Source organism: Neobacillus sp. 19 (genome assembly GCF_049463095.1).
Taxonomy (GTDB): domain Bacteria; phylum Bacillota; class Bacilli; order Bacillales; family Cytobacillaceae; genus Neobacillus.
This window is the reverse complement of record NZ_JBMPZU010000035.1, coordinates 45,013-66,516: the sequence shown is the minus strand read 5'-3', so window position 1 is coordinate 66,516 and position 21,504 is coordinate 45,013. Positions and strand designations below refer to the sequence as shown.

Annotated in this window: 21 protein-coding genes; 6 read left to right on the top strand and 15 right to left on the bottom strand. The window is 38.7% G+C overall.

All coding sequences use genetic code 11. The features are described from left to right. The first annotated feature begins 115 nt into the window (after positions 1 to 115). Entirely contained in the window at positions 116 to 463 is a 348-nt protein-coding gene (locus ACO1D1_RS11750) for a hypothetical protein (protein ID WP_423336048.1), read from the top strand. A 192-nt stretch (positions 464 to 655) separates the two neighbouring features. Here ACO1D1_RS11750 and ACO1D1_RS11745 read toward each other — a convergent pair whose 3' ends face one another. The 5 genes from ACO1D1_RS11745 to ACO1D1_RS11725 form a co-directional block, all read right to left on the bottom strand. Next, positions 656 to 1,528 carry a YsnF/AvaK domain-containing protein gene (locus ACO1D1_RS11745; RefSeq protein ID WP_423336047.1) on the bottom strand — a complete coding sequence of 291 codons (873 nt, stop codon included), beginning with the start codon at positions 1,526 to 1,528 and terminating at the stop codon, positions 656 to 658. A gap of 162 nt (positions 1,529 to 1,690) precedes the next feature. Then, positions 1,691 to 1,975 carry a ferredoxin family protein gene (locus ACO1D1_RS11740; RefSeq protein ID WP_040204690.1) on the bottom strand — a complete coding sequence of 95 codons (285 nt, stop codon included), beginning with the start codon at positions 1,973 to 1,975 and terminating at the stop codon, positions 1,691 to 1,693. Then, a complete protein-coding gene (locus ACO1D1_RS11735) occupies positions 1,975 to 3,270 on the bottom strand; it encodes an FAD-dependent oxidoreductase (RefSeq protein WP_149869402.1) in 1,296 nt (431 codons plus the stop codon). Before ACO1D1_RS11735 ends, ACO1D1_RS11740 begins: the two co-directional genes overlap by 1 nt. After that, the gene (locus ACO1D1_RS11730) at positions 3,263 to 4,294 is read right to left on the bottom strand and encodes an electron transfer flavoprotein subunit alpha/FixB family protein (protein ID WP_423336046.1); all 1,032 of its coding nucleotides are present in this window, start codon (positions 4,292 to 4,294) and stop codon (positions 3,263 to 3,265) included. The genes ACO1D1_RS11735 and ACO1D1_RS11730 overlap by 8 nt, the downstream gene beginning before the upstream one ends. A 33-nt stretch (positions 4,295 to 4,327) precedes the next feature. Continuing rightward, a complete protein-coding gene (locus ACO1D1_RS11725; protein WP_149869400.1) occupies positions 4,328 to 5,149 on the bottom strand; it encodes an electron transfer flavoprotein subunit beta/FixA family protein in 822 nt (273 codons plus the stop codon). A 407-nt stretch (positions 5,150 to 5,556) separates the two neighbouring features. On the opposite strand from ACO1D1_RS11725, the gene ACO1D1_RS11720 reads away from it, so the two are divergent. After that, positions 5,557 to 6,288, top strand: coding sequence for a ZIP family metal transporter (locus tag ACO1D1_RS11720; protein ID WP_149869399.1), 732 nt, complete (start codon positions 5,557 to 5,559; stop codon positions 6,286 to 6,288). A gap of 48 nt (positions 6,289 to 6,336) precedes the next feature. Here the strand turns inward: ACO1D1_RS11720 and ACO1D1_RS11715 are convergent, their stop codons facing one another. Beyond that, the gene (locus ACO1D1_RS11715; protein WP_149869398.1) at positions 6,337 to 6,579 is read right to left on the bottom strand and encodes an aspartyl-phosphate phosphatase Spo0E family protein; all 243 of its coding nucleotides are present in this window, start codon (positions 6,577 to 6,579) and stop codon (positions 6,337 to 6,339) included. Positions 6,580 to 6,934: 355 nt separating this feature from the next. Continuing rightward, positions 6,935 to 8,107: a pyridoxal phosphate-dependent aminotransferase gene (locus tag ACO1D1_RS11710; protein ID WP_149869397.1), complete on the bottom strand. Its 1,173-nt coding sequence runs from the start codon at positions 8,105 to 8,107 to the stop codon at positions 6,935 to 6,937. 117 nt (positions 8,108 to 8,224) lie between these two features. Between ACO1D1_RS11710 and ACO1D1_RS11705 the strand changes: the two genes are divergently transcribed. Next, a complete protein-coding gene (locus ACO1D1_RS11705; RefSeq protein WP_149869396.1) occupies positions 8,225 to 9,010 on the top strand; it encodes a carbon-nitrogen family hydrolase in 786 nt (261 codons plus the stop codon). 116 nt (positions 9,011 to 9,126) lie between these two features. On the opposite strand, the gene ACO1D1_RS11700 is transcribed toward ACO1D1_RS11705, so the two are convergent. The 3 genes from ACO1D1_RS11700 to ACO1D1_RS11690 form a co-directional block, all read right to left on the bottom strand. Beyond that, complete coding sequence (locus tag ACO1D1_RS11700; protein WP_423336045.1) at positions 9,127 to 10,260, bottom strand: ATP-binding protein; 1,134 nt, start codon at positions 10,258 to 10,260, stop codon at positions 9,127 to 9,129. A 348-nt stretch (positions 10,261 to 10,608) separates the two neighbouring features. Then, positions 10,609 to 12,903 (bottom strand): thiamine pyrophosphate-dependent enzyme, encoded by a 2,295-nt coding sequence (locus ACO1D1_RS11695; protein WP_149869394.1) that lies wholly within the window; start codon positions 12,901 to 12,903, stop codon positions 10,609 to 10,611. Then, complete coding sequence (locus ACO1D1_RS11690) at positions 12,903 to 13,916, bottom strand: 2-oxoacid:acceptor oxidoreductase family protein (RefSeq protein WP_149869393.1); 1,014 nt, start codon at positions 13,914 to 13,916, stop codon at positions 12,903 to 12,905. The genes ACO1D1_RS11695 and ACO1D1_RS11690 overlap by 1 nt, the downstream gene beginning before the upstream one ends. 340 nt (positions 13,917 to 14,256) lie before the next feature. On the opposite strand from ACO1D1_RS11690, the gene ACO1D1_RS11685 reads away from it, so the two are divergent. Beyond that, positions 14,257 to 16,002 carry a B12-binding domain-containing radical SAM protein gene (locus ACO1D1_RS11685; protein ID WP_423336044.1) on the top strand — a complete coding sequence of 582 codons (1,746 nt, stop codon included), beginning with the start codon at positions 14,257 to 14,259 and terminating at the stop codon, positions 16,000 to 16,002. A gap of 114 nt (positions 16,003 to 16,116) precedes the next feature. Here the strand turns inward: ACO1D1_RS11685 and ACO1D1_RS11680 are convergent, their stop codons facing one another. Beyond that, complete coding sequence (locus ACO1D1_RS11680; RefSeq protein ID WP_190284849.1) at positions 16,117 to 16,278, bottom strand: hypothetical protein; 162 nt, start codon at positions 16,276 to 16,278, stop codon at positions 16,117 to 16,119. A gap of 133 nt (positions 16,279 to 16,411) precedes the next feature. On the opposite strand from ACO1D1_RS11680, the gene ACO1D1_RS11675 reads away from it, so the two are divergent. Both ACO1D1_RS11675 and ACO1D1_RS11670 read left to right on the top strand, forming a co-directional pair. Next, positions 16,412 to 16,765, top strand: a complete 354-nt coding sequence (locus tag ACO1D1_RS11675; RefSeq protein ID WP_149869391.1) for a DUF3905 domain-containing protein — start codon at positions 16,412 to 16,414, stop codon at positions 16,763 to 16,765. 108 nt (positions 16,766 to 16,873) lie between these two features. Further along, positions 16,874 to 17,077, top strand: coding sequence for an alpha/beta-type small acid-soluble spore protein (locus ACO1D1_RS11670; RefSeq protein ID WP_149869390.1), 204 nt, complete (start codon positions 16,874 to 16,876; stop codon positions 17,075 to 17,077). Between the two features lie 44 nt (positions 17,078 to 17,121). On the opposite strand, the gene ACO1D1_RS11665 is transcribed toward ACO1D1_RS11670, so the two are convergent. The 4 genes from ACO1D1_RS11665 to ACO1D1_RS11650 all read right to left on the bottom strand — a co-directional run bounded on the left by ACO1D1_RS11665 (position 17,122) and on the right by ACO1D1_RS11650 (position 21,365). Then, complete coding sequence (locus ACO1D1_RS11665; RefSeq protein ID WP_423336043.1) at positions 17,122 to 18,234, bottom strand: anti-sigma factor domain-containing protein; 1,113 nt, start codon at positions 18,232 to 18,234, stop codon at positions 17,122 to 17,124. Beyond that, complete coding sequence (sigI, locus tag ACO1D1_RS11660) at positions 18,231 to 18,977, bottom strand: RNA polymerase sigma factor SigI (protein ID WP_149869388.1); 747 nt, start codon at positions 18,975 to 18,977, stop codon at positions 18,231 to 18,233. Before sigI ends, ACO1D1_RS11665 begins: the two co-directional genes overlap by 4 nt. 228 nt (positions 18,978 to 19,205) lie before the next feature. Then, a complete protein-coding gene (locus ACO1D1_RS11655; RefSeq protein WP_423336042.1) occupies positions 19,206 to 19,673 on the bottom strand; it encodes a hypothetical protein in 468 nt (155 codons plus the stop codon). A gap of 111 nt (positions 19,674 to 19,784) precedes the next feature. Then, on the bottom strand, positions 19,785 to 21,365 hold the full coding sequence (locus ACO1D1_RS11650; RefSeq protein ID WP_149869386.1) for a peptide chain release factor 3: 1,581 nt from the start codon (positions 21,363 to 21,365) through the stop codon (positions 19,785 to 19,787). Between the last annotated feature and the right edge of the window lie 139 nt (positions 21,366 to 21,504).

The window sequence follows — 21,504 nt, the reverse complement described above, 5'->3', positions numbered from 1 at the left end:
TTTTTGTCTAATTTATGAAACCGCTTTAATTTTTTGAAAAATTTTAACATTTATCACTCAAAAAGTTTTAAAAGTTTCATATAATATAGTTAAACCATAAAGGGAGGGCTAAAACATGAAAACCCCAAATTATCATGATTTTTATCAAAAGGCATTCGTTCCAATTGGATTAAATGACCTGCTGTCATTACAGGAATCCGAAGCATACTCTCCTGATTCACCTTTCACCCACTGGCTCATTGCTGTTGAAGGGGTACAACTCCCACAGTCGAAAATTTATTATCACTGGAAAGTGACTATTTATCCTGCAGATAAAGAAGGCAATTTTAATTGGAAAAGACCATATTATTGCTCAGCAGATATGAAATTAATCGATCATGCCATCACGCTTGCTTCAGCTTTAACTGCATCAAGCAAAAAAGACGAACTTTCCTCTGCAGCCCTATTAGAGAAAATAAGCTAACCCTCAAAATACTTACCTTCTGCTTCACCTTCTTTTTACCCTCATTTGTGAATAAACCTACATATAGTGAGAAAAGCGTAAGCGCCCTGGTCAGCGGCAAAAAAAGTGCTGTTTGCACAATTGACAAACAACACTTTTCATTATACTTATGAAACCGAAACACCATTCATATCAGCCCTTTATATTTTCCCATTATTTTCGGTATTGATCTTCATGGTTACGGCCAATAGTTGACTCATCGACTTTGGCATCGCCTTCTGTTTCCACCTTTGCTTCCTCACGTTTGATATTATCGGTAACCTGTTCGGTTTCAGTAACCTGCCTTTTTCCTATTACCAGTTCCTCCGTTACAACAGGTTTTTTTGATACTTCAACTTTTTCCTCGACAATTGGAACATGGATCGTTTCATCACTCCCAATCGGAGTTGTGGTATCTGCTGTGCGACCGCCCACTTCTTGTCTCTCCACATAAACCTCTTCATGCGTTACCGGAACATGGACTGTTTTTTGTTCTTCAACCACTTCTTTATTTACCTCTACTTCACCAGTCTGGACACGTTCTTTAGCAACATCCAACTGTTCCTCTCGAAGCTTCATGGTCCGCTCCTTATCCCTACTAAACGAATTATCATCAAATTTTGTTTGGTCAGGCGAGGCGGTACCTGTGAATCCACCACCTAAGGTTTGCTCTGCTTCACGATCGGATAGAAGCAAAATTTTACCGGAATTAATATCCCTTTCGTATTCGCGGGCAGCGTCTTCATCAAACCCCAACCCAACCAGATGGTCAAAATAGGAGGTTGTGCCATCATTTATATTGGAATTAATTTCAAATACGGAAAGCAGGTTTTCAATGAACCCTCTATGTTCATATGTTCGATTATAATCCGTTCCGCTTACCTCCTCGGTCGTTACACCTATTTCATTTTGAATGGCTGAAGGAATATCACGTGTATTCGCAATAATAGATAATTCATTTTCAGAATATCCTTCGTTTTTGAATTCCTCTATCGCATGGATTACATCATCACTTGAATTATAAACACCCAATACTTTTTTACTCATAGAATAAGTACCTCCATTTTCTTTTTTTGTTTAGCATATATTCCATACATACCCGGCTTACCAGTGATGGAAACAAATTTAAAAAAACGAAAGAAAGACCAGCTAAAAAAATAGCTGGTCTTTCCGGATTATATTGATTCTAAACAATATTAGTAAAAATCATTATGCTAGCCGGAATACAATCCCATGTCCACCCTTTGGATATTCCCACTTAATGTTCTGATATGGACATCCAATTCGGCAGCTGCCGCATTCATGGCAGCCCTCGTAGCCAACCTGCATCCGTGTTCCTTCCCACTTATACACCTCGGCAGGGCAAAATACTGTACAAATTTTATCGGGACACTGTGTCATGCAAACATCATGATCTAAAACAGTCAAATGGGACTTCGTATCACATTTAAACCTGAGGAGATACTGTTTTTCCTCGATATTCTTCGTTGACATTATTTCACCGCCTTCCATGCACGATACATATCTTGTAATACTCGCAGTGTACCTTTCTCTGCAGTAACACTCTTCATGATTTGTTTTTGTTTTTCACGTTTTGGTGTCCCATCCACTGTGAAGAATTTACTCATTGCCTTGTTCATCATTGGTACATACTCATTAAAATATTGTGGATACGTCTCAAATGTATGTGCTGCATCTTTGTATTTCTCTAAATCCTTCATGATAAAGCTGCCGTATAGCTTCTCTCGATATATATTTAAGTTTGCCTCCGTAAAGCCGCCCCTGCTTTTTGCCTCCAAAATCGATTCGGCAGCCAATAATCCTGAGTGCATTGCCATGTTCGAACCTTCACGATGAATGGCATTCACCAGCTGGGCCGCATCCCCGACAACAAGTACGCCATTTCCGGCGACTTTTGGTACGGAGCGGTAACCGCCTTCAGGAATTAGATGCGCAAGATACTCTGCCGATTCTCCACCGGTAATGTATGGCTTGACCATTGGGTGATTTTTTAGGTAATCGAGCAATTCATACGGCTTTAATTTTGCTTTAATCATACTTGAAAGGGTTGTGCCTACCCCAATGTTCAAGCTGTCTTTATTTGTATAAAGAAAGGCTGTTCCGAGGTTCCCCTTGGTAGAATCTCCAAATATTTCAATTGTACAGCCGTGGTTATCCTCAAGGTTAAAACGGTCATTGATTTTTTCTTTTGGCAGATTAATTACTTCCATAACTGTTAAGGCTACTTCATCCGGACGAAACTCTTTGTGAAAGCCCAGCTGCTTAGAAAGTAACGAGTTTACCCCATCAGCAAGGACAACCACATCTGCATAAACTTCTCCATCTGGCCGGTCCGTTCGAACACCCACTACCTTTCCATTTTCGACAATACATTCGGTCACAACCGTTTCGTTGATTAAGAGAGCACCTGCTTCGACTGCCTTACTTGCAAACCATTGGTCAAACTGTGCACGCAGGACGGTGAAATTATTATATGGTTCTACTGCCCATTCGAGACCTTTATAGCCAAATTGTACTACTGATTCTTTATCCATCATCCAAAAACGCTGCTCAACTACAGGCCTTTCCAATGGGGCTTCCTTCCAAAATTCAGGAATCAAATCTTCCATTTGCTTACGGTACAATACTCCGCCCATTACGTTTTTTGCCCCTGGGTATTCTCCTCTTTCAATAAGCAAAACATTTAACCCGCTTTTTGCACATGTGAGGGCACAAGATGTACCTGCCGGGCCTGCCCCAACTACGATTACGTCAAATTTTTCAGGCATAGCTTATTTCACCGCCTTTTTCAATCCTAAGCTGCTTAAATTGCTCGATTAGTTTTGGTATAATTTCCATTGCGTCTCCTACAATTCCATATGTGGCAACATCAAATATTGGCGCATTCGGGTCTTTGTTTATGGCGATAATGAACTCGGAATTTTTCATGCCGACGACATGCTGGATGGCTCCCGATATACCTATGGCAAAATAAATTTTCGGTGTGACGGTTTCACCGGTTTGACCAACCTGCTGCTCGTGTGGCAGCCAGCCTGCTTCTACCACATCACGGGTGCCGCCCACACTAGCTCCGATTGTTTCTGCCAACTCATGAATGAGCTGGAAGTTTTGCAGGTCTCCCATTCCCTTCCCGCCGCAGACAATCACATGAGCATCTGCCAAATTAACCTTTTTTGTTACGTCATTCACAATTTGCAGCACTTTAGTGCGCATATCTTCTTCATATAAGTCAATTTTCTCTTCAATGATCTTCCCAAGTCTGCCTTGCTCGGGTGCTAATGCCTTCATAACTTTTGGTCTCACAGTTGCCATTTGCGGACGGTGCTTCTTACAAAGGATGGTTGCCATGATATTTCCGCCAAATGCCGGACGGCTTGCCTCTAGTAATCTATTATTCACATCAACATCAAGCATCGTTGTATCAGCTGTTAAACCGGTATTTAAGTCAGTTGCCACAGCACTGGCTAAGTCCTTCCCATTTGGTGTTGCACCATAAAGGATAATTTCAGGCTTAAATTTTTGAGCCAGCAGCATTACACCCTGCATATAGGATTCTGTCCTGTAATTTTTCAGGACGGGATGGTCAACCACATACACTTCATCAGCCCCGTAAGATATTACTTGATTGGCTAATGATTTAATCCCGCTGCCTAGTAAAAACCCCGCTAAGGGAACTTGTAATTTATCAGCCAGCTTTCTGCCGGCACCTAGCAATTCTAATGATACGCCTTCGATTTTTGCATCGTTTTGTTCAATGAATACCCAGACTCCACGATAATCGTCTAGATTCATGTAAACCCCTCCCTGCCGAAAAGATAATCTTAATTATTTAGACTGCAATGTTAACAGATCTTTTTTCTCCATCAGGACTTCCATAAGCTGCTGAACTTGCTCGTCTGCGGTTCCTTCAAGTCTTTTTCCGCCTTCCGGCCTTGGTGGTGTAAACATTTTTCCGACAATAGTTGGTGAGCCTTTTAGTCCAAGCTGTGTTCGTTCCACATTTTCAAGATCACTAACTGCCCAGATGATTGGTTCATATCTTGTAGCTTTAATCATATTGGGCATTGGTGAATATTCAATATCATTTATTTCTTTTTCTACAGTCAATAAGCATGGTAATTCCGACTGTATTAATTCATGGCCGCTAGTTAATTTACGTTTAATTAGAACGGTTTTTTCCTTTTGATTGACCTCGGTTACTTCAATTACATTTGTAACAGGAGGAATATCCATTCTTCTTGCGATACCTGGCCCAACCTGTCCTGTATCACCATCGATTGCGTGCTTGCCGCAAATCACCATGTCGACAGGTAGATCCTTGCTGATTCTTTCCAGCGCTTTAGAAAGTGCATAACTGGTCGCAAGTGTATCAGCCCCCGCGAAGGCACGGTCAGAAATTAAATAACCTCTATCTGCACCTATTTCAACACTTTTTTTAATAACAGCCGTTGCTTGCGGCGGTCCCATTGACAATACCGAAATTGTACCACCCGTTTTTTCCCTGATTTTTACGGCCTCTTGAACAGCATGGGCATCGTAGGGATTCAAAATGGCCGGTGCACTTCGGCGGTCGAGTGTGTTGGTTTTGGGATTAATTTTAATGATTTTTGTATCAGGTACTTGTTTGACACATACGACAATGTGCATGTAGGACTTTCCCTCCTCCATATAATCTAAGAATATTGAAAGCGATTGCTTCCTTTGGTTATAAAAAATGCTTTTATTAACGATATATGAATCGCAACACAAGCATAGTACCAAACAATGATTGTTTTATTTTTTTTCTTACTGGTTTAAACTAAAATTAAGAATCATAGGACAGGTAATCAAACGTAATGCAATTTCAAAGAAGTGGTGTTTATTAACAATAGTAGTTGAAGTTAAATATAGCTGTGGTAAAGTATGTAGTTAAATCATGATGTGAGTTTTCAGTAAAATAGTACTAATATAACTATATGAAATATTGAGATATAAACAATGATAAAAATCACAGCTAATGTCTAAAATTGTTGATATTTAAAATTTGGTTTTTTAGCTAAGGAAGGTAGGATATAATGAACGCAGTTATTATAGGGAGTGTTCTTTCGGCCTTATCCACCGGAGCAGGAGCATTAGTCATTCTATTTATACATCATTCTATTACACATCGCTGGAAGGATGTTCTATTAGCTTTTAGCGCTGGTATTATGATGGCAGCCTCTACCATTGGACTGATACCAGAGGCCCTAAAATATGGGGGTTATATGCCGCTGTTTATCGGGGTTTGTTTAGGGGTATGGGTGCTGACACTTTTAGAAAAAAATATTCCCCATATTGACCTGCAGCATAGTCAGAAGGGAATTCAATTTGATGAAAAAGCACTGTTAATTATTTCGGCGATTACTCTGCATAATATTCCCGAAGGTTTATCTGTTGGCGTTAGTTACGGCTCTGCTGAAGGGGACACTGGCAATTTAATTGCATTAGCGATTGGTTTACAAAATGCACCGGAAGGCCTTCTTGTCGCCTTATACTTACTTAGTCAACGTATTAGCAAATGGAAGGCCTTCATCATTGCAACCTTGACAGGAGCAATTGAAATTGTTACGTCATTATTAGGATATTTTTTGACTTCGTTCGTCCAGAATCTCGTTCCATACGGACTATCTTTTGCCGCGGGTGCGATGCTGTTTATAATCTATAAAGAATTAATTCCCGAAAGCCACGGAGATGGAAATGAGCGGGTATCGACTTATGCGTTTATTATGGGGCTCTTGCTCATGGTGTTTATTATTGATATTTTTTAACCGCAAAATGATTCAAAACATCCTTGTGGTCATATTGCATCATCATCATTAAACTAAAACTTTGGGCCAAATCATAATCATTTGTTTAAAAGCAAATTTAACTTCTTCATTAGCTCTTGAAGCTTGTCCAACGGTCCTATGGTACTTATTAATTAATTCGTCCAGTTCTTGGCTGTATTTGATTGTTTCTTCACTCGTAAAACCCAGTTTATTTGCGCTATTAATCATTAGTTCTCGTTTGACCTTTATCTCCTCAATCATTTCAGATTGACTATTACTATACTTGTACAATGTTATCCTCCTACTCATTACACACATACTGTAATCGCTAAAAAAGTAGACTACTTGATGAATTATTACAAGAATTTCATTAAAAGTAAATACTTTCGCAAAAGTAGACAAAACATTCTATTTCTTTTGTTTTTCGACAAATTTCATCCTAACTTTCTTTGATTTACGACAAGAATCACCGATTTAAAGGGAACGACAATTCTGTTTGTTATAATATAGGAATAATTTCATAGTCGTTTTATACTAAATCAGAAGCAACCGTTAAAACTCCTGTTATTAATGAAATTTATTAGGATATTTTTAGTTCTTTGCTACTAATAAATAGAAAAACTGACTTACAAAATTGCAGCCAGTTTTAAAAAATTCCTAATCCACTTATTCTTTTGACGGCCTCTGCTAATCGTTCTTCAGATGATAATAAACCAACACGGACATAGCCCTCGCCATATTCGCCAAAACCATTCCCCGGTGCGGCCATAATATGTACTTCTTCAAGCAGAATTTTGGCAAACTCCTCCGATGTAAATCCTGCCGGCACCCGCAGCCAGGCAAAAAAGGAGCCTTTGGGAGCAGTGACATTCCAGCCAATCTCACGGAGCCCATCTATTAAAACATTTCGTCTTCGTTCGTACATCGTATTTAATTCTTTTACACATTCCTGTGGACCCGTTAGTGCTTCAGCAGCTGCCTCCTGAACGGCTCCAAATAAACTTACATATAAATGATCCTGGATTAATTCAAGCGCAGAAATCACACTCTCATTGCCAACGGCAAACCCGACACGCCAGCCAGCCATATTATAAGTTTTGGACAACGTATAAATTTCAATACCAACCTCTTTTGCCCCTTCTGCCTGTAAGAAACTTAATGGTTTTTCCCCATCAAACCCAATGGCACCATAGGCAAAATCATGAACTACACAAATATCGTTCTTACTTGCCAGTTTGACAGTTTCATCAAAAAACTCTGCAGTAGCTGTTGCTCCCGTGGGATTATTCGGGTAATTGAGAAACATGAGCTTTGCTTTTGAAAGAATCTTTGCAGATAATTCATTGTAATCGGGCAAAAAATTATTTTTTGCTCTTAACGGCATTGTCTCCATTGCCGCTTTTGCCAATGCAACCCCGGACAGATAATCAGGGTAACCTGGGTCAGGAACTAGGATTGTGTCGCCAGGATTTAATAAACACTGAGGAATTTCTACAAGACCTGCTTTACCGCCAAATAAAATAGCTACTTCCTTATCAGGATTAATCGTTACCCCGTATTCTTTAAAATAAAAATCTGCTGCAGCCTGTTTTAAATAAACATGCCCTTGAAAGGGCGAATATTTGTGATTCTGTGGGTTTGCTGCTGCTTCTTGCAGTTTCGCAACAATATGTGATGGTGTAGGCTGATCAGGGTTACCTTGACCTAAATTTATCACATCGTGTCCTGCAGCTATATATTCCCCTGCCTTTTTAACAAGTCCGGCAAAAAACTGTTTTGGCAGACTATTTAAAAGCTCTGACGGTGGAAATTGTTTCATCGCTTTCACCCGCTTATAATCTTTCATATTTTTCTTGAAATTCTAGACACAAATGATATAACTTTTATAATAGCTTGTAAAGGGAAAATTTCGAAATTTCAAATGGGGGTGGAATGTATGAAATTTAAAATTTCTTGTATTCAAATGGATATTGCCTTTGGTAATCCGAGTAAGAACTATCAAATGGCGTCCAGGCTGATTGAAAAAGCAATGGCTGAAAATCCCGATATTATTGTCCTTCCGGAACTTTGGACAACTGGGTACGACTTAACACGTCTCGATGAGATAGCTGATCGAAACGCCGAGCAAACTATTAAATTCCTTCAAGAGGAGACTAGCAGACACAAAGTTCATCTTGTTGGCGGTTCAGTTGCTAATCGTGTCAATCGTGGGGTAGAAAACACTCTGATCATTATTTCTAAAGATGGACAGCCCGTTCAACAATACAGTAAGCTGCACCTTTTTAAGCTAATGGACGAACATCTTTATTTAGAGGCTGGAACAGAAAAAGGCTTATTCCAATTGGAGAACCAACTATTTGCAGGTGTCATTTGTTATGATATTCGTTTTCCTGAATGGATTCGTGCCCACACTGCAGAGGGAGCTGTGGCCCTCTTTGTCGTTGCTGAGTGGCCTTTACAGCGCTTGGCTCATTGGCGCTCTTTATTAATCGCCAGGGCGATTGAAAATCAGTGTTATGTGATCGCATGCAACCGTTCTGGAAGTGATCCAAATAATCGATTTGCCGGCCATTCGATGGTGATTGATCCATGGGGGGAAGTGGTAGCAGAGGCCGAAGAAAATGAGGAAATTTTATCTTTAGAGATTGATGTCGATCTTGTCAAGGACATCCGCAAGCAAATTCCGGTTTTTGAAGATAGAAAACCTCAATTTTATAAATAATTTCCAAGGAGGGCATGTTTTAGTTACTATATTAGAGAATCTATCTAGATAGAATAAAGCAATTCGAAACTCCTTCGAATTGCTTTATTCTGGAATTGTTTTTTATCCTCTAAACTTTATTCCACCTTATCGTCAAACATCTCTAGGTTAATTGGCAGATTTATATAAAAAATGGTCCCTTTCCCTTCTTCGCTTTCAATTTGTATCGTTCCTTTGTGTTCATCAATAATTCTGTAACTTACCATTAATCCTAGTCCAGTTCCTCGATCTTTTGTTGTATAAAAGGGTTCACCAAGTTTTTTTATTTTATCTTCCGGAATCCCCAATCCTTCATCCTGGATTATTATCTGAATGTATTGATTTTGCATTTTCTTCAAGCTAATGGTTATATTCCCGCCGCCTGGCATAACCTCTATGGCATTTTTTATTAAATTGATAAAGACTTTTTTCAATTGATTTGGTTCGCAAAAAACAAGGGGAAGTCCATCATCATATTCTGTAATAAATTGAACATTGTAGAGAACTGCCTGTGCATTTAGCAAATCTACAGTCTCTTTCATAATTTGATTGATATCTTTTTCCTGAAAGCGAATCGCCTGTGGTTTGGCAAGGATTAAAAATTCGTTAATAATCGAATCGATCCGTTGTAATTCAGACGTGATGACTTGATAATACATCGAATGCTCTCTTGTTATGCTGCTTTCAAGTAATTGAATAAATCCTTTCAATGCGGTCATCGGATTTCGAATTTCATGGGCAATTCCCGCTGCAAGCTCACCAATCACATTTAATGTATCTGATTTCCGCAATTGTTCCTGCATCATCACTTTTTCTGTTATATCCTTAAATACTGTTAAATTCACACCACCAACAATATCCAGTTTAGAAGAATATTCAAAGTACCGTTTTTTGCCATCCTCCTTTTCAAATATCATTGTCGATGTGGCTTGTCCATTATGAAGAAGGGTATCAATGTGCTCCAATATTTCTTGCTTCTTCCCTTCCAGGACGGAATAGGGATCATATATCAATTTTCCAATTAAAATTCTCTTCGGAAGTCCTATCATCTTTTCTCCAGCAGTATTTATATCAACAATATAATGTTCATAATCCCAGAGAAGAAGACCATCAATCGAATCTTCAAAGATCCTTCTGTATTTCTGTTCGCTCTCCTGTATGTCAGTTTTCTTCGTCTGCTCCTTATTTTGAATAGGAAGGAAAGTATGTTCCTGATTGAACTGCTCTTTCAATGTAAAACACCCCGCGAACTTGGTTAATTATTGGATATATTCTACATAATACATTAAAATTCCTTTTCTTCCGACAAAATCATTTTTTCTCATTTTCTCAAAGGCAAATAAAAAAACGTAAGGCACAAGCTTTGCAGTGCTTTACGTTTTCTATTTTAAGATAAAGGAATTATACAATTTCGACTTTGAGAATTGTCCAGCTCCAGCACCCTAGCGGCTAGTGTCCTTCACGCTCCGCCCTACGATAAGTCAACATCGAATCACCTCCGGCTCTTCGTGTTTCCCTTATCTCAGTTGGAGCGCTCCAGGCCATACGCCGCTGACCAGGGCGCTTACGCTTTTCCTTTTTTATAGCATTGGATTTTCGTGTTTAGCTTTTAGACGCTGCCATCTCTTTTCAACTTCAGCCTCAAACTCTTCTAAAATTGGTTTGTTTTCATCTTTCAGCAGATGTTTTGTTTTTCCCATATACTTTAACCAATCAGAAAGTGGAATGCGTTTGTTCTTATCTTCCGGATTGTAGGTAATCGTGGTAACTCCTTGCTCCACTTCATAGAGCGGGAAGAAGCAAGAATCTACTGCAGCTTCGACAATTTTCGTACCAAACCGGTCATCCGATTTCCAGTTTAGCGGACATGTAATAAGGATTTTACCGTAAACTGTTCCAACGTTTTGCGCATACCACTGTGCCTTTGCACCTTTTTTCACTAAGTCTTGCGGGAATGCCTCGGACCCAGTGAACACATATGGCATATTTGCCGCAGCCATAATTTGCGCAGTATCCTTATGATGGAATGCTTTTCCGCGCTGTGCTTTTCCAACACCCGATGTACTAGTCATATGTCCCATTGGGGTAGAATACGACATTTGAGAGCCTGTATTCATATATCCTTCGTTATCATATTCAAGCATAATCAATTTATGGCCACGAAGCGCTGTTCCAATCGCAGAGCCCATTCCAATGTCCATACCGCCATCACCAGTGATCATGACAAATGTCGCATCGTCAGAAACATTAATTTCACCGCGGCTTTTTAATTCCATGAATGCTTCCAATGTTCCTGATAAAGTTGCAGCGCCATTTTGGAACAAGTTATGCATCATCGTTTGCTTGTGAGAGGTGCTTGGGTAACCCGTTGTTGTGACATAGGCACAGCCTGTTTGAAACAGGGTAACAATATCTCCCTCAATTCCTTTGAAGAATAACTCTAAGCCTGCAAAGATTCCACAGCCCGGACAGGCCCCGTGTCCTGATGCAATCCGTTTTGGTTTTCCAGTAAGAGCGCGGAGCGGCGGGATTTTCACTTTTAATTTATTGGTAACTTCATCCATCTTAACATCAATTAATCCTGATTTAAATACATCGCCATGCTGTGGTAAAATGACCGGCTTTAGAATCTTATCCGGGTTACCGGGAATATGGCCATAATAATCAAAAGGCTTTTCCGCATATCCCTTCTCCATTGTATCAATCGTCATTTCAAAAAAGGCCTGTGCATCACTTGCATAGAAATCCTTTCCGCCAAGACCAAAAACACGGCTTAACACGATTGTCTTATTATCCTTATCATCTTGAAGGGCTGATTTCACTTCATGTGTTAAGTTCGGCCCATTTGCCCCATAAGAATCAGCACGCTCACCGACTAATAATACTTTTACATTCTTAAGTGCTTCACGAATTTCTTTTGCTGGGAATGGACGAATAATATTTGGGCTGATGACCCCGGCTTTAATTCCCTTTTCACGCAGTTGATCGACCACATCCTTTGCAGATTCAGCGGCAGAATTTAATAAAAACAAAGCCACTTCTGCATCTTCCATTTTATATAAATCTAGAACAGGATATTCTCTGCCAGAAAGTTTCGCATATTCAGCAGCAACCTCTTTAAAAACCTCACCAGCATTATACATTGCTTCTGATTGTTGGAAGTGGTTATTGATAAAATCATCACCGCTCATATGTGCCCCGATGGTAACAGGCTTGCTCAAATCCCTGACAAAGTTATAATCTGTAGGACATTCACCAACAAATTGCTGGACGACAGTACGATCCTTAAAGTATTCTACTCTTCGCTTTTGGTGTGAAGTAAAGAAACCATCATAGGCTACAATTACTGGTAAACGCACCTTTGAATGTTCTGCAATCTTTAAAGCCATGATGTTCATATCATAAACCGCTTGCGGTGTTTTTGCCGTTAATATAACCCAGCCAGTATTCAATGCGTAATATAGATCAGAGTGATCTCCGCGAATATCAAGCGGGCCGCTGACAGCACGTGTAACCAAATTCATGACCATTGGAAAACGGGTTCCTGATTGTACAGGCATCTGTTCAAGCATATATAAGAATCCGTTTGCACTTGTAGCATTAAATACACGGGCACCCGTTGCTGCTGCTCCATAACAAATACCTGCAGAACCGTGTTCTCCGTCAGCAGGAATTAACTTGATATCATGTTCACCGCGGGTTTTCATTTGATCTAAAAATTGCGCGACTTCAGTTGAAGGCGTGATTGGAAAATAACCCATTATATGATAGTTAATTTGAGCTGCTGCCGTTGCAGCCATTTCGTTTCCTGATTCAAAGGTAGAGATCTGTTCAGCCGTACCTTGCGCTGTTAATTTATCTTCTAAAATTGCCATTATTGAATCCCTCCTGCAACATAAGGAAAGTTTTGTTTCACTCGGTTTTCATCAGCATATCCCAGCAATTCACGTAAATCACCAAGTGCATCGGTTGGGCATGCTTCCACACATTTTAAGCAGCCTTTACAATATTGATAGTCAATTCCTTTAAGGAACATTTGCTTTCTGCCGCGTTTATCTTCTCCCTCTTCCCAAACAAAACAAAAATCAGGACAAACATTATCGCAGGCTGCACAATGAATACATTTTTCCTGTTGAAACTCAGGAAGAAATCCCTGACGTGAACCGCTTAAATCTTTAAAAATACTATTCGCTTGAGAAACCATTACACCACCGATTTCCTGAGTCAAATAGCCAAGCTGTGGAAGCGTACGTGTAAAGGCTTTCCCTTCAGCACCAGCTGGCACTTCATATGTTTTAAATTGAACTTCATTGTATCCGCGATCAAACGTACGAATATTCGGTTCAACAAGATGAGGATATTTTTTTGTAAACGTTTTGCGAATAACATCTCTCATTGATTCCGGATCTAAAAAATCACAAATTCGATACAATGCTCCAAGCATTGCCGTATTAACTTTTGTCTTTTCCTCAACGGCAATGGTTAAGGCATCAACAATGGCAAGAGTACCGTACTCCAGTTGTAAATCATTTTTGACATCATCAAAATCTCTTGAAGTATTGACTAAAACAATCCCATCAGCGTTTAAACCGCTGACAACATTTACTGTTCTATATAAGGCTTCATGAAAAACCCCAACTATATGTGGCTGTTCGATTGGACTATGATCTCTGATTTCTACCTCTGGATCACAAAATCGGATGAAACTCTTTACCGGAGAACCTTTCTTCTCGGACCCATAAGATGAAAAATTAGAACCCTTTAAACCGAGACTTAACACACCAGCTTCTGCCAACATCTTTCCGGCTAAATTTGCTCCGAGCCCGCCAATTGATTCCAGACGGATTTCAAAAAATCCCAATTCATTTTTTTTAGGTAAAATAGACACAATATCCCTCCCCAATTTCGTTCAAAAAAAAACACGAAACAGACATAAAAATTTAACTTTCCCAAAGTCATTGTAGGACATCAGCAATATTTTGGCTGTGACAAAAGTCAAACAAACGCCAATTTTTTTTGTAACACATTCAATTTTCTTAAAAAAACCATTTATATTACTGTATTTATCAGACTTCCCAATTGTATAACAGGGGTGGAATTGTTATATAACAGCAAATATATTATGCTAGAACTTCTCCAATGCTCCCTTGCTTTAAACGTTTGTCTGCTACCTTTTTAGTCAAAAATAAGATATAATTATCTTTTTATTATCGAAAAGGAGTTATTTTATGAATGTTATTTGTTCTACTTTGAATGCAAAGTTTATACATACCAATCTTGCCATCCGTTATTTAAAAGCTTACGCCGCTCCGGAATTTACCGTTCAAATGAAAGAATATACAATCAAAGATCCCGTCCTTAACATTGTCTCAGATCTTTATCAGGCGAAACCTACAGTAATTGGTTTCAGCTGCTATATTTGGAATATTGAAGAAACACTAAAAGTGGTAAATATGCTGAAAAAAGTTGACCCCTCCATCCTGATTGTTTTAGGAGGGCCCGAGGTCACCTATGATACGGCTGAATGGATGGAAAAATCTCCAGAGGTTGATTTTATTGTTGTGGGCGAGGGGGAACACACCTTTAAGCAGTTGCTGAAGGAGATCCAAACGACAAAAAATTATCGGAATGTATACGGAATCGCTTATCGTGAAAATGGAAAAGTGATGATGACACCCCAATTAAATAAGTTGGATCTTAAAGAGCTTCCGTCCCCCTACCGTTTCCCAGAGGACATCTCTGACCTAGGAAAACGAGTTACCTATATCGAAACAAGCAGGGGCTGCCCTTTCAGCTGCCAGTTTTGCCTGTCTTCCATTGAAGTCGGGGTAAGATATTTTGACAGGGAAAAGATAAAATCCGATATTCGCTATTTAATGGAAAATGGCGCAAAAACGATTAAGTTTGTAGATCGGACCTTTAACATCAGTAGAAGCTATGCGATGGAAATGTTTCGTTTCCTCATCGATGAACATCTTCCCGGGACCGTTTTTCAATTTGAAATTACGGCTGATATTATGCGGCCAGAAGTCATTGAATTTTTAAATGAAGAGGCGCCAAAAGGGCTTTTCCGTTTTGAAATAGGCGTTCAATCAACAAATGACTATACAAATGAACTAGTTAAACGCAAACAAAACTTTTCAAAATTGACCAGAACAGTAACAATGGTAAAGGAAGGCGGCAAAATTGATCAGCATCTTGATTTGATTGCCGGACTGCCTGAAGAGGATTATTCGTCTTTCCGGAAGACTTTCAACGATGTGTTTGAGATGAGACCCGAAGAATTACAATTAGGATTTTTAAAAATGCTTCGTGGAACAGGAGTACGTCTGCAGGCCGCGAACCATCAATATGTATATATGGATCATTCTCCATATGAAATCCTAAGCAATAATGTCCTTTCATTTGCTGATATTGTAAGAATCAAACAAGTAGAGGATGTTTTAGAAAAATATTGGAACGATCACCGTATGGATCAAACGGTTGAATATTTAGTAACGAATGTGTTTGCTTCACCATTTGATTTCTTCCAAGACTTTGGTTCCTATTGGGATGAACGTGGTTGGTCAAGAATCGGCCACCAGCTAGAGGATTTATTCCGCCGATTATTTTCCTTTCTAAAAGATATTTCGGTTGAAAATCTTGATGTGATTGCAGGTCTTATGAAGGTTGATTATTTAAAAAGCCATAAATACAAACCTAGAAAGCCCTGGTGGGAAGCAAATCTGGATAAAAATAAACGAACGAAACTATATAAACAAATAATCGAAAATCCCAAGCTTTTAGGACAAGAATTTCTTGTGCTAAATCTAGATGAAAAAGATTTATTTAAACATACAATGCTTGAAGAACTATCCTTTGATTTAGGCATGTATTTTACAACAGGGAAACTGAAGAGAACCTCGGCATATTTATTGGCCTATTTTGATCCGGCTAATAACCGGACTCAGTTGTTTCCGTTTACAGAAATGTAATAAGCCGGACTTCTCCGGCTTATTTTTCTTTATATATCAGGATTTATTAGTTTCGGCTTTGAAAAATGGCCAGCTCCAGGTCATACGCCACTGACCAAGGAGCTTCCGCTTTTCTTAGCTTCTTCCCTTTTTTCCTAATTTTGAATTGCGGTTTGCAAACCGGATCGCATTATTATTATCAGTAAATTCTGCTGAAAATTCACTTTCCTGTACATTTTTATGAGGTGTCTTCGTATATTTTGTTACTGCATCAAATTCAGCCTTACGCTTTGCCATATGAAAAGCCTCCTATTTATTAATCGAACACCCTTAGTTTTAATCAATTTTCCGGGTATCATTCCTTTCCTTATTTTTCATAAATAAAATCACCTTTCCCGCAGAAAATAAGAGTAAAAAGGAGTGAACAGCAATGAAGAAATCAATAAATAATCAGTCCTCCGAAAAATTAACAATTAATGAAACAATGCCGCATCAAATAAATGCACCAAGCTTTAAAGATACCGGGATTAAAATGCAGCCACCCTTTGTTAACGAACATGGTGTGACTATTGGTGACAGCTTTTACGCCTCGGAAAATTCTCCATTAGAGAATTGGTCAAAGGATACAGACCCTTCGATTATGGCTGGAGACGAATGGGTTCACCCTACAAATGATATTGGCTGGAACACGACAGAAAACCGAGAGCTTCTGGAAAGTAAAAGGAAACCTCAGGCATCACCCTTTATGCATCCCACCAAAGATGTGGGAAAGGGAGCAGATTAATATTCCAGTTTGGACTAACATTACCACTTATGAAATGGATACGGAAAATAGATAATACATTTACAGGGGTTTCGTATCTCTGGATGAAAAAAAAGGAGTTGAGCGAAAATGGCAAATAGCAGCAATAAATTATTAGTTCCTGGTATTGAGCAGTACTTAGATCAGGTAAAATACGAAATTGCGCAAGAATTTGGCGTTCAATTAGGTTCAGATACAGTATCAAGAGCAAACGGATCTGTTGGCGGCGAAATTACGAAAAGACTTGTACAACAAGCTCAGGCACAAATGTCTGGCCAGTTTACGAAAGAATAATTAAATAGACATGGAAAAAGTCCGGTGTTCAGCCGGACTTTGCTTTATTTTTTATGATCTTTTTGATTCCATTGTTTTTGTTTATTGGGATTACTTTCCATTTTATCTTGCTGTTTCCATTTATTTCCCTGGTTTGGGTTTATCTCTTTTTGATTCCACTTATTTCGCTCGTTTGAATCTTTCTCTTTTTGATTCTGTTCCCATTTATTTTGTTGGCCGTTATTTTGTTGGCCATTTGGTTGAAATTGTTTATTGATTTGCCCATCGTTTCGTTTCCATTGTTCTTCATCTGCTTTTTTCAATTGTCCGGGAGGATTTACATTTCCTTTACTATTGACCTCCCCTTCAGGCAATCCATTATTATTCTCAATCCCATCCACCTGTTTTTTCAGTTGTCCAGGAGCAGTGCTACTCCCGGGATTTTCCGGCGGTGAAGCAAGGTGTTCCTGTTTGTTCTCATTGGTTTTTATTTTTCCCTTTTGTGATGACTGATTCTTATTTTCCTGGTATTTTCCTGTTGAAATACCGAGTTCCTGTGCTTTTTCCCGTTCTTTCTCAGTTGCTGTCAGAACTGTAAGATCTACGTTTTGTTTATTCACTGCTGCTTTAATTTCATTGATATTCTTTTGCAGATCTTTTTCAACTTTTACATCTGGTTCATCATTCCTAACGGTAGAAATAATTACTTGTTCATCTTTTTTGATAAAACCGGCAGTTTCCATTTCGACAAGAATGGATTTAGTCAATTCAGAGATATCTTTTTTCTTCCAATCTTTTAGTTCTGAAATAACCTTTTTTCCTTCCTTATTGAAACCAACTAATTCTACAACCTGCATTTTTTTATTTACACCAAGCTCGATGCTTGGATTTGCATCAATCGACATATAGGCATACGCACGATTATTTTGATACATGGGGATAAAGGAGCCAAGAAAAATCAATAAGGCTGCCATTACGGCCCAGAGCGATTTAAATGTTAACATATTTTTTAATGATGCCAAAGTATTAGAAGCTTTAACGTTTTCTATCGGAAAAAAATGAATTTCCTCACCGATCACATAATCTTGTTTTTGCTTTCGTGTGCGGAAAAACTCACCTTCGGGGGTTAACATCGTTAAATGTGCCTCATCTATTTGCATTATAATTCCTTTTTTCATGTATCTAGCACCCCCTTTATATAATCCTTCATAAATACATAATCATTTGATAAGATCAGTGCAATCGCAATGATATATTTTCGGTTCCGTTCAATCGTCTTTCTGCTGACATTTACCATTTTTTCTAATTGTTTTATCGGAAGGCGCTTTTTTTCGAATAATATTTCTTTCAGCTCTTGGTTGTCGACTAACATTTTCGCCGTAAGAATAGCGCTTTTCCGAGCATCAGCATGTTTTGGAGAATTTTCCACTAAGTCACTAAAGCTTAAATCAAAGGTTGTTAATAATGCTTGAAAATGAAGAATTTCTTCTTTTCTTAATTGCTCATCATTCTTTTTATAGTAATCATCGAGGGAAAGCTCATTAACGATCACTGTTCCTGCTGATTCTTCTTCTTGACTCGTACTGGTTATATCAATGCTAATATGTTGATTTTTTGTTTGTTTGCGAATATAGTCTATAACTCTTCTTTTAATAATCACTTCTGAAAAGCTTAATAACGAGCTTCCGCGATCAGTAGAATATTTTTCAACAGCCTCATTAAAGGCGATAAGACCAATGCTAAATTCATCATCGGTTTCATATATATAACGTCTGCATACGGAAGAAACTGTTTTTGCAATAAAAGGCTTATAAGCATCAATTAGTTCATCAAGTAAGAAGCGATCACCTTGCTGTATTAACAGGACCGTTTCTTCCAGAGTTCTTTTTTTCTTCTTGGTCATAAACAATAAACTTAGCATTTGCTCACCTCTATTCGACCAATTATAACATACGAATGTTATTTTGGACTTTTTGGGTGAATGCAAATTGAAAATAACAGCCTCCAAGATTGCAAAAAAATGTTCGCGAAAACTTTTCATTACAAAGGTACGTATTAAATGAAATAGTTTCTGGGGGTGATTAAATAAAATTTTTTCCCAATAAAAAACTTCAAACCAGAATCCTCTGATTTGAAGCTACTAAAAAAATTAATGATGGTGACGTTTTTTAATCAATAAATATTTAAGTGAAAACCCAATTAACAGTCCGGGAATTAAAGATAGCATTGGTAAAAAGACAGGACCAGGGTGCAGTTGAAAAAACGTTATTTTTGGCGATAACATTAAACCTACCGTAACAAAATAAGCACTAAAAACAAATGGTAAGTAAGAGTGCTTTTCATTTGCCGGCATGGCAGAGCGATAACCATCCCACATTGAAAACATATAAACACATGGATAAAACATAAGCCATTGGTAATTAATAACCGCTTCAGCCCTTTCGATTTCGCCTAAGAAGCTGTACATGATCGCCTGGTTAAAGCGGCTATTAACATTCATTAAAAATTCTAAAACGACAAACAATACCCCTTTAATATAATGTCCTGTTAACAATTGAGTGAAACCAGGAAAAGCAATATTCCACAAAACGGCTTCCAGCCTGCTCATTTTTTTCATTGTACAATCCCGCTTCTATATGGCAATTTGAGAAAGAAACCCTCAAATTTATCATGCCCAATCCAATCCTAAAATACCCAGGTTAATGAAACTTTTCCAGTATTTCCCATTTTATTCATTCTGATCCATTGGGTTGTACAGTGTGACGGTCGGATTTTTTTCTTGAAACCATCTTAATGCAAACTCGTTTTCAAATAAAAACACAAAATTATCATAACGGTCTTTCACCAATAGACTGCGTGTACTTGACAAATTTTCATCCACAGTATCGTTTTCAACCCAACGGGCAATTTTGGAACCCATCCGTTCCATTATCACTTCTGCATTGTACTCATTTCTCATCCTGTGCTCAAATACTTCGAACTGAAGCTGTCCGACGGCACCTAATAAATAATCTTCCATCCTAGCGGTTTTAAAGAGCTGAATGGCCCCTTCCTGGACTAATTGTTCGATGCCTTTATAAAAGGATTTTTGCTTCATCACGTTTTTAGCCGACACCTTTACATATAATTCAGGAGTAAACTGCGGTAATCTTTCATATTGGAAGTCATCCTTACCCGTTGTAAGGGTATCACCTATTTGATATGTTCCTGTGTCGTATAAACCGATAATGTCACCGCTAACCGCTTCATCAACTGTATTTCGTTCTTCCGCCATAAATGAAGTTGATTGAGAAAGCTTTAATTGTTTTCCAAGGCGCGGAATATTAACAGTCATCCCCCGTTCGAATTTCCCGGAGCACACTCGCACAAAAGCAATACGGTCACGGTGTGCAGGATTCATGTTCGCTTGAATTTTAAAAACAAAGCCTGAAAATTGGTCTCCCAGTGGATTGATTTCCCCAATCGATGAATTACGGGCCTTTGGCGGCGGCGCAAACTTTAAGTATGACTCAAGGAAGGTCTGGACACCAAAGTTAGTTAACGCACTTCCAAAGAATACTGGTGTCAATGTACCATCAGCCACCTTTTCGGCTGAAAACTCATTTCCGGCTTCATTAAGCAGCATAATTTCATCAAGCGTTTGATCATACAGTCCTGAAGATTTTAACTTATGGTCTCCAGTAATCTCCCCATCATCATTTAATGGGATAAACCGCTCATCCTCATTCACTCGAAATTGTTCCACTCGATTGTTGAAACGATCATAAATACCAAGAAATTCTTTCCCCATACCAATTGGCCAGTTCATTGGATACGATTCAATTCCAAGTACCTCTTCTAGTTCGGCTAAGAGCTCAAGAGGTGCCTTCCCCTGACGATCAAGCTTATTCATGAACGTAAAGATTGGAATGCCGCGCATCCGGCACACTTTAAATAGCTTGAGTGTTTGTTCCTCGATCCCTTTCGCTGAATCGACAATCATGACAGCACTATCGACCGCCATTAAAGTTCTGTAAGTATCCTCACTAAAATCCTGGTGACCAGGAGTATCTAAAATATTTACTCGGAATCCATCATAGTCAAATTGCATAACACTGGATGTGACTGAAATTCCACGCTGCTTTTCAATTTCCATCCAGTCACTTGTAGCGAATTTACCAGTTTTCTTTGCTTTAACTGTACCTGCATCGCGAATCGCTCCGCCAAATAATAATAATTTTTCCGTAAGTGTCGTTTTACCAGCATCCGGGTGGGAAATAATGGCGAATGTCCTGCGTGATAAAACGTCTTCTCTAAAATTTTTACCCATCTTGTCTTCCTCTCTTATAACAATCAAAAAATTTTTTCCATAACTTAAATCTTATCTCGCAAACGGCAACTTTGCAATATTTTAAAGAAAACTCGCCGATTGGCGAAGACAGAGGCGTAGTTGCACTTATGGCTGATAA

Coding starts and splice junctions, on each gene's coding strand:
- ACO1D1_RS11710 (WP_149869397.1), bottom strand. CDS start 8,107: ATGAAACAATTTCCACCGTCAGAGCTTTTAAATAGTCTGCCAAAACAG.
- ACO1D1_RS11680 (WP_190284849.1), bottom strand. CDS start 16,278: ATGGCAAAGCGTAAGGCTGAATTTGATGCAGTAACAAAATATACGAAG.
- ACO1D1_RS11665 (WP_423336043.1), bottom strand. CDS start 18,234: ATGAAAAAAGGAATTATAATGCAAATAGATGAGGCACATTTAACGATG.
- ACO1D1_RS11705 (WP_149869396.1), top strand. CDS start 8,225: ATGAAATTTAAAATTTCTTGTATTCAAATGGATATTGCCTTTGGTAAT.
- ACO1D1_RS11725 (WP_149869400.1), bottom strand. CDS start 5,149: ATGCACATTGTCGTATGTGTCAAACAAGTACCTGATACAAAAATCATT.
- ACO1D1_RS11695 (WP_149869394.1), bottom strand. CDS start 12,903: ATGGCAATTTTAGAAGATAAATTAACAGCGCAAGGTACGGCTGAACAG.
- ACO1D1_RS11735 (WP_149869402.1), bottom strand. CDS start 3,270: ATGCCTGAAAAATTTGACGTAATCGTAGTTGGGGCAGGCCCGGCAGGT.
- ACO1D1_RS11750 (WP_423336048.1), top strand. CDS start 116: ATGAAAACCCCAAATTATCATGATTTTTATCAAAAGGCATTCGTTCCA.
- sigI (WP_149869388.1), bottom strand. CDS start 18,977: ATGCTAAGTTTATTGTTTATGACCAAGAAGAAAAAAAGAACTCTGGAA.
- ACO1D1_RS11745 (WP_423336047.1), bottom strand. CDS start 1,528: ATGAGTAAAAAAGTATTGGGTGTTTATAATTCAAGTGATGATGTAATC.
- ACO1D1_RS11730 (WP_423336046.1), bottom strand. CDS start 4,294: ATGAATCTAGACGATTATCGTGGAGTCTGGGTATTCATTGAACAAAAC.
- ACO1D1_RS11740 (WP_040204690.1), bottom strand. CDS start 1,975: ATGTCAACGAAGAATATCGAGGAAAAACAGTATCTCCTCAGGTTTAAA.
- ACO1D1_RS11685 (WP_423336044.1), top strand. CDS start 14,257: ATGAATGTTATTTGTTCTACTTTGAATGCAAAGTTTATACATACCAAT.
- ACO1D1_RS11655 (WP_423336042.1), bottom strand. CDS start 19,673: ATGAAAAAAATGAGCAGGCTGGAAGCCGTTTTGTGGAATATTGCTTTT.
- ACO1D1_RS11650 (WP_149869386.1), bottom strand. CDS start 21,365: ATGGGTAAAAATTTTAGAGAAGACGTTTTATCACGCAGGACATTCGCC.
- ACO1D1_RS11720 (WP_149869399.1), top strand. CDS start 5,557: ATGAACGCAGTTATTATAGGGAGTGTTCTTTCGGCCTTATCCACCGGA.
- ACO1D1_RS11675 (WP_149869391.1), top strand. CDS start 16,412: ATGAAGAAATCAATAAATAATCAGTCCTCCGAAAAATTAACAATTAAT.
- ACO1D1_RS11670 (WP_149869390.1), top strand. CDS start 16,874: ATGGCAAATAGCAGCAATAAATTATTAGTTCCTGGTATTGAGCAGTAC.